Source organism: Bordetella sp. (genome assembly GCF_057362025.1).
On record NZ_JBMQQZ010000079.1, the window covers coordinates 159,041 to 167,959 of the forward strand.

The 8,919-nt window shown below is 66.9% G+C and carries 6 protein-coding genes; 1 reads left to right on the forward strand and 5 read right to left on the reverse strand.

Annotated elements, in window-relative coordinates:
* Positions 1–17: 17 nt before the first annotated feature.
* Positions 18–1,070 (reverse strand): ABC transporter substrate-binding protein, encoded by a 1,053-nt coding sequence (locus ACO1P8_RS16380; protein ID WP_486296941.1) that lies wholly within the window; start codon positions 1,068–1,070, stop codon positions 18–20.
* A 117-nt stretch (positions 1,071–1,187) separates the two neighbouring features.
* Between ACO1P8_RS16380 and ACO1P8_RS16385 the strand changes: the two genes are divergently transcribed.
* Entirely contained in the window at positions 1,188–2,270 is a 1,083-nt protein-coding gene (locus ACO1P8_RS16385; protein ID WP_486296942.1) for a GlxA family transcriptional regulator, read from the forward strand.
* Here the strand turns inward: ACO1P8_RS16385 and ACO1P8_RS16390 are convergent.
* The 4 genes from ACO1P8_RS16390 to ACO1P8_RS16405 all read right to left on the reverse strand — a co-directional run bounded on the left by ACO1P8_RS16390 (position 2,237) and on the right by ACO1P8_RS16405 (position 8,848).
* A complete protein-coding gene (locus tag ACO1P8_RS16390; RefSeq protein ID WP_486296943.1) occupies positions 2,237–3,232 on the reverse strand; it encodes a Bug family tripartite tricarboxylate transporter substrate binding protein in 996 nt (331 codons plus the stop codon). The two genes, ACO1P8_RS16385 and ACO1P8_RS16390, sit on opposite strands and share 34 nt — an antisense overlap.
* 174 nt (positions 3,233–3,406) lie before the next feature.
* Positions 3,407–4,741, reverse strand: a complete 1,335-nt coding sequence (locus ACO1P8_RS16395) for an NAD(P)/FAD-dependent oxidoreductase (RefSeq protein ID WP_486296944.1) — start codon at positions 4,739–4,741, stop codon at positions 3,407–3,409.
* 37 nt (positions 4,742–4,778) lie between these two features.
* Positions 4,779–6,800 (reverse strand): hydantoinase B/oxoprolinase family protein, encoded by a 2,022-nt coding sequence (locus tag ACO1P8_RS16400; protein WP_486296945.1) that lies wholly within the window; start codon positions 6,798–6,800, stop codon positions 4,779–4,781.
* A complete protein-coding gene (locus tag ACO1P8_RS16405; RefSeq protein ID WP_486296946.1) occupies positions 6,797–8,848 on the reverse strand; it encodes a hydantoinase/oxoprolinase family protein in 2,052 nt (683 codons plus the stop codon). The genes ACO1P8_RS16400 and ACO1P8_RS16405 overlap by 4 nt, the downstream gene beginning before the upstream one ends.
* Positions 8,849–8,919: the final 71 nt, after the last annotated feature.

Below are 8,919 nucleotides of genomic sequence, written 5' to 3' on the forward strand. Positions count from 1 at the left end.
TCGGCACGGCCATGTCGTCAGCGCTTGTGCGCCACCTGCCGGTTCCAGGCATCGGTGATCTCCGCACGTCGCGCGTTGACCTCGTTCCAGTCCAGCAGGCTCAGGTCTTTCACCGATCCCTTTTCACCCCAGGGAAGCTTGCGGGCGGTCTCCGGCGATACCTGCACGCCTTGCACGGAAGGGCCGAGGTAAAGACGGGTCGCCAGGCATGACGATGCCTGCGCCGTCAGCGCGGTATCGATGAACTTCTGGGCCGCGGCCTTGTTCGGCGCGCCCTTGACCAGGTGCAGCCGGGCGTCGGTCGCCCATACGCCTTCCCGCGGCACCGCGAATCCGATCGGCAGTTTTTTGTCGATCATGTCCCAGGCGCCGACGTTGAAGTGCGCCCCGATCACCGCCTCGCCGGACTGGAATGCATTGGTCGCGGCGCCGGAGCTGTCGAACAGCAGTGCCGTATCGAGCGCCGCCAGGCGCTTGTAGACGGGATCGAGATTGGACGGGTCGACGCCCCACACCTTGGCCATGAACAGGACGAAAGGCACGCCGGCCGAATTGGATGGCGACGGTATGGCCACCGCGCCGGCATATTCCGGTTTCCACAGGTCTTTCCAGGTCTGGGGCGGGGTAGCGATTTCCTTGGTGTTGTAGGTCAGCCCCAGCGAGTAATACCCGGTACCGACCGCATAGGTGGAGCCGTCGCGCGCATAGATTGCCTGCGGCAGCAGATGGGCCATGTTCGGGATGGCCGCGGAATCCAGGCGGTCCAGCACCCCGGCGGCCTGGGCCAGCTCGCTGATGCCGCCATCCATCCATGCCACGTCTATCGTCGGCGCGTTCTTCTGCTGCTGGAGCTTGGCCAGCGTGGTCGTGGATGTGCCGATCTCCGGCGTCACCGTCACGCCGGTTGCCTTGGTGTAGGGGTCGGCGACGCAGGCCTTGAAGGCCTCGCCCCAGTTGCCTCCATACCAGGCCACCGTGATGCGTTCGGCGGCATTGGCGGGCCAGGCCGCGCAGGCGCAGGCGGCGCCGACGGCGCCTGCCAGCAAAGCGTTATGGATAAGTCGTGCCATGGCGATTTCCCCTTGAACGTGTCGTGGCCGCTGTGTGTGCCGTTGTCGGAATAGTGCCCGTGTGCGGGCAAACCGGGATTGAAATGTCTCGTCAGAAACTTGAATAATTGCGTCATCATGGGCACACCCGTTTCCGATCCCGCCGTGGAGGTCTCGCCGGCCTCGGGTAAACCCGAGCTGTCCGTGGGACTGGTGCTGCTCGACCAGTTCACGCTGGCCGCGTTCTCCGGCTTCGTCGATGCGCTGCGGCTGGCCGGCGACCATGGCGGCAAAAGCCGTCGTATCCATACGACCTGGCGTGTCATGAGCTGCGACGGGCTGCCGCGCGCGTCAAGCGCGGGTCTGTCGTTGGCAGTGGATGGCGGCCTGGCGGGGGATCCCGCGGTTTTCGACTATGTCGCTTTGTGCGGCGGCAACGACTATCCCAACGCCAACCTGCCGCCTGCCTTGCTGCAGTGGATACAGCGCGCGGCGGGCAGTGGCGTCCGCATGCTGGGCATCTGCACGGGCACGTTCGCGCTGGCGCAGGCCGGTGTGTTGGGCGCCCGGACGGTCTGCGTGCATTGGAACGTGCTGGACGCGTTCCGGGCGCGCTTTCCCGACGTGCGGGCGGCGGTCGACAGGCTGTTCATCGACGAAGGCGATCTGATCACCTGCGCGGGATCCACCGCGGCCATCGATCTGGCCTTGTATCTGGTCGAACGCCACTGCGGCCGTGACAAGGCCCAGCAGGCGATCCGCCATATGATGCTGCAGGGCATGCGGCCGGCGCGTGTCCCGCAAGCGCACTTCTATTCCGACGTGTCGGAAATCGGCGACTTGCGCGTACGCCAGGCAGCCCATTTCATCGAGCAGCGCATCGACGCCCCGCCGTCGCTGGACGCGATCGCGCGCTATGTCGGGGTGGGACGCCGCCAGCTGGAGCGGGCTTTCCAGGTGGCGCTGGGGGTCAGCCCCATGGTGTTTCAACGCAATCTGCGGCTGCAGTACGGCTGCTGGCTGCTGCGGTCGAGCCGGCTGCCGGTGACGCGGATCGCCCTGGATTGCGGGTTTGCCGACGGCGCGCATTTCTCGCGGGAATTCCGCGGCCGGTTCGGGATGACGCCCCGGGAGTACAAGCGGCAGGCGGCGCGGGTGGAAGCGGCCCGCGCCTTGCCGGAAGCGGGCTACGACGGCGTAATCCCCGCCATCTCGACATAGCTTTTCCAGCGCGCCTTGTCCGCTTTGACGAACGCGTCGATCTCCTTGGGCGTGGCCGGCGGGTAGGTCAGGAAGCCCTGTTCGCGATACGTTTTCTGCACGGCCGGCGTGTCGATCGTCTTCTGGAATTCCCGGTTCAGCAGGTCCACGACGTCGGTCGGCGTTTTGCGCGGCGCGAAAACGGCGTGCCACGTGACGACGTCGTAGTCGCTTTTGATCACGCTCGCGATGGTGGGCAATTGCGGCGCCCACGGCAGGGGTTCGGAACTGGAAACGGCCAGCGCCACCAGCTTGCCGGCCTTGACCAGCGGGTCCACCACCGACCATGCGTCGATGTGGAAAGTGTTGCGTCCGGCCGCCAGGTCGGACATCGCCGTCATGTCCTTGTAGGGGACGTGCAGCACGCCGGGCGCGCCGATCTTCTTGGTGAAGATGGTGCCGGCGATATGGCTGGAGGTGCCGATGCCGTAGGAACTGAAGCTGCTTTCCTTCTGGTGCGTGCGCAGGTATTGGACGAAGTCGTGGGCGTTCTTGATGCCCAGGCCGGCATTGGCCACCAGGACCAACGGCAGCTTGGCCGTGCGCGAGACCGCGGAGAAGTCGTTATCGGGATCGAAGGGCAAGGTCCGGTAGACATAGGGATTGATGCAGAACGGCGTCGCGGTCGAGTACAGCAGGGTGCTGCCGTCCGGACGCGAAACCGCCACCTGCCGCGTGCCGATATTGCCGGCTGCACCGGGCTTGTCCTCGACGACGAACTTGCCGCCCAGGCGTTCGCTGACGTCATTGACCAGCAGGCGGGCGATCACGTCGGTACTGCCGCCGGATCCATAGGGCACGATGACCGTGACCGGGCCGGCGGGGTAGCCGCCGGGTTGCGCCAGCGCGAAGCGCGGCAGGGCGGCCGCCCCGCACAGGCCGCCCAGGACTTTCAAGGCATTGCGTCGCTGCATGATATTCATGGATCGCTCCAATGGTTTTGTTCACGTCCGATCCCTTATTCACGGCCTGGCGCCACGCCAGGTCCGCATCGGACGGTGCAAGGCAAGAGTCGGCCGGCGCGCGCGAACGCGTGAACGGCCCGGACTCAAAACAACAACAGCTTGTCGATGGAAAGTCTGCCTCTTGCGCGCCGTTCAGCGAGCCCTCCAATGATCGTAGGCGTCCCGCGCCTGGTACCAACTACCGATGGCGAACAGGAACCAGGTATTGCCGAAGTAGAAAGGATGGCCAGGAATTTCTCCCATATCGAACGCGTTGATCGGAGCGCGGGACTGCCGGGCGATTTTGTCGCCGAGGCTGTGCCCCAGGTAGCTCATCATGGCCACGCCGCTGCCGTTGCAGCCCAGCGCGTAATGCAGGCCGTCCGAACCGCCGATGTGCGGCATGGAATCCAGCGTCATCGCCACGTTGCCGCCCCAACTGTGCGTGATGCGCGTGCCGGCCAGTTGGGGAAACCGCTTCAGCATGGCGCGATACAACAGCCGCGCGGTGGTCTCCTCGCCAGTGGGTGTGAAGCGCGCGCGGCCGCCGAACAGCAGGCGGCGTCCATCGGGGGACAGGCGGTAATGATTGACCACCCGCCGCGATTCGGACACCGCACGGTTGGTGGGCAGGATGCTGGCCGCCAGGTCCGCCGGCAATTCCTCGGTGGCGATCATATGGGTGGCGATGGGAACGACCTTGCGCCGCAGGTCTCCCATGTCCGGACCGGTGTAGCCGTTGGTCGCTATGACGACCTGCTGCGCGCGTATCGCGCCGCGAGGCGTACGGACGTCGTAGCCGCCGCTGACACGTTCGATGGCGCGCACCGGTGTGTTGCCATGCACCCGGGCGCCGGCCGCGCGCGCCGCCGCCAGCATCCCGCCGTAGAGCTGCGCGGGATGCAGGTGGCCGGCCTCTTCGATCAGGGCCGCGCCGTGGTAGATCCTGGATCCGATCTCGCGGCCCATTTCCTCCGGCGGAACCATGCGGGCATTCGACCCGGTGCAGGCGTTGAGCTGGTCCATGCGCGGCTTCCAGCTTTCGTAGTGCTGCGGCAGCCACATGGTGGTGAGCCGTCCGGTCTTTTGCCAGCCGCACTGGATGCGGTGGCGTTCGATCAGCGATTCGACGTAGCGCATGGACGCGGCGGCATCGCGCAGCCGCGCCGCCAGGCGTGCCTCGCGCTGCTCGGGGCTTTCACCCACGGCGGCCAAGGCTTTTTTCTGCACGTTCACGCCGCCGGACATCTGGCCGCCGGATCGCGTGCTGGCCCCCTGGCCGGGCCGGCCTGCTTCCAGCACGATGGCGTCGATGCCGGCTTCGCGCAAGGTCAGGGCGCAGCAAACGCCCGTATAGCCGCCCCCCACGATGATCACGTCGGCCCGCGGCGGCAAGGTCTCGTCGCCCGGTTCGGGCGGTTCGTAGGCCTCCCACCAAAAGGGACGCTTCTGAAAATCCGGCGCGAAAATGTCCGCGGAAGTGGCCATGCGATGTTCCTGGTTCTGCAAAAGCGGGGGTGCCGCGTCAGGCCGCCGCCTGCGCGGCGATGGTGTCCAACGAGGGCAGGTCGGCGTAGCGTTCGCTGAGCTGCCGGTAGACCTGCTCGATGTCCCGCGCGCCGCCGTCCGGAGGCGGCTCGGTGCCGGCCAGGGCGGCGAACATCTGGTGCTTGACGAAATGGCGCCAGCTGACCGGTAGCGCGGCCATGATGCGGGTCATGGCGTCGTAGCGCGCGGCCGTCCAGATGCTCTCGAAGCGGGATCGTCCCGGACCGTAGTCGAAGTGGGCGCCGCCCGCTGCGGGTGCATCCCCGGCATCGCCCGCGCGCAATTCCCGCGTCGCGGCTTCGTCCACCGTCAGGTCCTCGCGCACCACGACGCCATAGGCGTCGCGGGCGCGCTGCCGCGAGACGAAGCCGCACCGGACATCGTCCAGCACTTTTTCGACCGGGCGTTCGTAGGGGTCGCCGTAGCCGCCGCCGGCCGGGCCCTGCAGGCGGATCACGTCGCCCGGCGCGCAATTCACCAGGTCGCTGTTGCGCAATTCTTCCGGGGCGGCGCCGTCCGGGTTCCTGGTGAAGCGCGAGTTCGCGCCTGCCTTGCCGCCCACCACGCCCCAGGCCGCCAGTTCCGATCGGTTGCGGTTGCGCGCGGTGACGACGCCGTTGGGCGCCAGCAGCTTGAATTCCATCGTGGCGGCATTGCCGCCGCGCAGCCGGCCCGCGCCGCCGGTGTCGGGCACCAGGCCGTAGCGGATGATCTCGATGGGGACTTCTGCTTCGTTGATCTCCACGGGGGTGTTCTTCAGGAAGGCGTTGTTCGCGCCGCAGCCTTCGACGCCGTCGTATTCCGGGCCGCCGCCGCCGCCGCCGCCGCAGGGGCCGATGGACGACAGCACCTGGCGGCCGCCGCGCGTCGCCGTCTTCACGTTCAGCAGCGTCGATCCGCCGGCGGGGCAGGCCGGCAGACGGTCGGGCAGGGCGCGATTGAACACGCCGAAGGTGCAGGCCTGGATCACGGCCGCCGTCAGGCTGCGCATGCCCACCGCGGCGGGCGCCTGCGGATTGACGATGGACCCTTCGGGCAGCACGGCCCGCATGGGCCGCACCGAGCCGGCGTTCAGCACATTGCGCGGAGCCAGCGTATGCATCACGTAGATCAGGCCGACCGTGATCACGGAATGGTGGCCGTCGCCGCCGGTGGGCACGTTCAGCGATGAAGCCACTTGCGGATCGCTTCCGGTGAAGTCCATTTCCAGTTCATCGCCGCGCACGCGCAGCGTGATGTGGATGCGGCAGGGATAGCCGCCCACGGTGTCTTCGTCGGCGTACTCCGAGAATTCATAGTCGCCGTCGGGGATGTCGCGGATCAGCGCGCGCGTCTGCTGTTCCGCGTAGTCCAGGATGGCCTCGGCGCCCTGCATGAATTCCTGGACGCCGAAGCGGTCGATGATTTCGTGCACCTTGCGTTCGCCGACGTTCAGCGCGGCGATCTGCGCGTTCAGGTCGCCGTGGTTCTGGTCGGGCATGCGCACATTCACCTGCATGATGCGCAGCAGCTTTTCGTCGATCACGCCGTCGCGCATCAGCAGCATGGGCGGTATGCGCAGCCCTTCCTGGTGCACCTCGGTCAGCGTGCGCGACAGCGAGGCCGGGACCGCGCCGCCCATATCGGTGTTGTGGATATGGCTGCCCACGAAGCACACCAGCGTGCCGTCGCGGAACACCGGCTTCCATACGTGCATATCGGGCGTGTGGGTAGAGACATAGCCGCTGTAGGGATCGTTGGTCAGGTAGATGTCGCCTTCGCGGTAGTCGTCGAACATCTGGATGACGCGGCCGTAGTCCAGGCCGGTGTACCAGGTCGCGCCGAAGGTCTTGGGCGAGGCGAAAGTCTTGCCCGCCGGTGTCATCAACTGGGCGGAGAAGTCCTCGGTTTCCTTGACGAAGGTGGAGTAGGCCGTGCGCATCAGGGTATAGCCCATGGCCTCGGCGGCGGCGGTGCAGTGGTTGGCAAGCACCTGCAGGCGGAAATTGTCCACGGTCACGACGCGGCTCCTTCGGAAGTGATGCGCAGATTGGCGTACTCATCCACCTGGCAGGCATGGTCGCCGGGGATGATGGTGGTGCAGTCGTCCTGGGTGACGATGGCCGGGCCGCTGAAGCGCTGGCCCGCGCTCAGCGCGGCGCGGCTGTACAGGTCGACGTCGCGGAACCCGCCGTCCAGCCACACGCGCACCTGGCGTTCCGGCGCGGGCGTGCCGGGACGGGGCTCATGGCGCGGGAACCCGGGCTTGTCGTTGTTGCCGGAGATCACCACGCGCAGGCTGACGATCTGTACCGGCGCGCGTTCGTCGGCATGGCCGTACAGGCGGCGGTGCATGTCGTGGAATGCCTGGCCCACGGCATGGACATCGCCTGCCTGCACGCTGGCGGGGTCCAGCACGGTGTCGATTTCGTACGATTGGCCGCGGTAGCGCATTTCCGCGGAGTACACGTATTCGGCATCGTCGATATGCCCTTGTTCCTGCCGCAGCCATTGCTCGGCGCGTTCGCGCAGCGCCGCGAATTCCTCACGCACGGCGTCCAGGTTGGCGGGCGTCAGGTCGGTGTAGACGGTCTTCAGGAAGTCGCTCTTCAGGTCGGCGATCAGGCCGCCCAGCGCGCTGAGCGTGCCGGGCGAGGGCGGGACGACGATCTCCTTCACCTTGATTTCGCGCGCCAGGAAGCAGCCCAGCATGGGACCGGCGCCGCCGAAGGCAAGCACCGCGTACTCACGTGGATCGATGCCGTAGCGCGATACCAGGCCGCTGACTTCCGTGTACATCCCGGACACCGCGATCTGGATAATGGCCTCCGCGGTTTCCTCGATGCCGCGTCCCAGCTGCGCGGCGAGTTCGCCGACGGCCTTGCGCGAGGCCTCGGCATCCACTTCCACCGCCCGGTAGCCCAGATCGGAGTGCCCCACCAGTCCGCAGCAGACGAAGGCGTCGGTGATGGTGGCCCGCGTGCCGCCGCGGCGATAGCAGGCCGGACCGGGGCGGGACCCCGCGCTTTCCGGCCCCACCTTCAGCACGCCCAGCGGGTCGACCCACGCGATGGAGCCGCCCCCTTCGCCGACCGACGAGACCGATACGGAAGGGATGTGGATCTGGAAATCGCCGATCAGTTCGCCCACGCCGTACTGCGGCTTGCCGTCCATGATGACCGCGATATCCGCGCTGGTGCCGCCGATATCCAAGCTCAGGCAGCGCGGGATGCCGGCGGTGGCGGCGACGTGGCTGGCGCCGATCACGCCCGCGGCGGTACCGGACAGGATCATCTGCACGCAATCGCGCTTGCCTTGCTCGGCGGTCATGACGCCGCCGTTGGATTTGGTCAGGCGCGGCTCGGGCCGTACGCCGGCGTTCTTCAACGCGGCCTGCAGCGAACCCAGGTAGTGCGCGACGCGCGGCTGCACGTAGCCGCCGATCACGGCGGTGATGGTGCGCTCGTATTCGCGGATGATGGGCCAGGTTTCGCTGGAGCACGATACCGGCAGCTCCGGCGCGATGGAGGCAACGATCTCCTTCACGCGCAGTTCATGCGCGGGATTGCGGTAGGCGTGCAACAGCGATATCACGATGCCTTCGGCACCCGCGTCCTGTGCCGCCTGCACGGCACGCCGCACGCTGTCCTCGTCCAGGGGCTTGCGCACCGAGCCGTCCGGCGCCATGCGTTCGGCGATGCCGAACACCATGCTGCGCTTGACCAGCGGTTCCGGCCGCCGCGACAGCAGGTGGTACATGTCCGGCGTTTTCAGGCGCGCCAGTTCCAGTACGTCGCAGAAATTTTCGGTCGCGAACAGCGCCAGTTTCAGGCCCTTGCGCTGGATGACGGTGTTGATGCCGACCGTGGTGCCGTGCGTGAAGTAGCTGATCTGCTCCGGCTGGATGCCATAGCGCTCGCCCAGCATGCGGACGCCGGCGATGACTTCCTCGCCCGGCTGGTCGGGGCGGGAGAAGACCTTGAGACTTTTGATTTCGCCGCTGTCTTCGTCGAAGACAGCGAAATCCGTGAAAGAGCCGCCGATATCGACGCCTACCCTGTACCCCATGCTGCCCCCGATCCGCGTTGCGGAACATCGTCGCGGCTTGCCATGCGCGGGCAAGCCGGCTAAAATGTTCA